This window comes from Oleiphilus sp. HI0079 (assembly GCF_001635105.1).
Map to the genome: position 1 here is coordinate 1 of NZ_LWFT01001171.1, position 726 is coordinate 726.

A 726-nucleotide genomic window follows, 5' to 3' on the forward strand; every position below is an offset into this window, starting at 1 on the left:
AAAGAAAAAGATAATGCCGATACCAATGGAGAACGCCCATAGGGTATCGAAGGCCGAATTTGGTACAACTCGGTCGTACACATTGCGTACATAAAATGGGCTAGCGAGTACGAATAGGTTAATCAGCACCGAGGCAATAATAACGTCGCGGTAGATGGGGAAGGAGAGCCTAAGCGTATCCCAAAACCAATGCTTACCGGCCTCACCAGTAACGAGTCGGCGCTCTTTATCAAATTGGTATTCTCGCTTGATGAAGAAACAAAATCCGGTGTAAAGCTCTTTCAAGCTGTCGATTTCCATCTCGACTTCGCTCAAACCTGCTTCGGGCCGAATGATGGTGGCTTTGTTGGTCGCGTTATCAAGGTGGGTTAACACACAGGCATGACCGTTGTGCAGAAGTAAAATTGCTGGCAGAACCTCAGGGACGATCGCATCTAAATCCCGATTTAAGAGTCTGGCAGTCAGCCCTGCTCGTTCAGCAGCACGAGGCAGCAGAGTCGTAGTGAGTTTGTTGTCCTCCAACGGGAGGCCTGCGGCTAGCGCAGTCGCTGTCACTGGCTTATCGTAAAGCTTGGCAACCGCAACAAGGCAGTCGAGCAATGGATCAAAGTGCGTGCGTTCAGGCGAGCCGGTATCCCAGCTAGCCTTCTGCTCGTCCATTTTCTGTTCCGTCATTTAATCTCCTAAACCTTACAGCCTAAATGGGTGGCAAGGTGTCATCGTCTG

At 50.1% G+C, this 726-nt stretch carries 1 protein-coding gene; it reads right to left on the bottom strand.

Annotated features, from left to right (window positions below; genetic code table 11):
• The coding region (locus A3750_RS20825; RefSeq protein WP_231871908.1) for a cysteine peptidase family C39 domain-containing protein at positions 1-675 on the bottom strand (675 nt) is incomplete at its 3' end.
• Positions 676-726 lie beyond the last annotated feature (51 nt).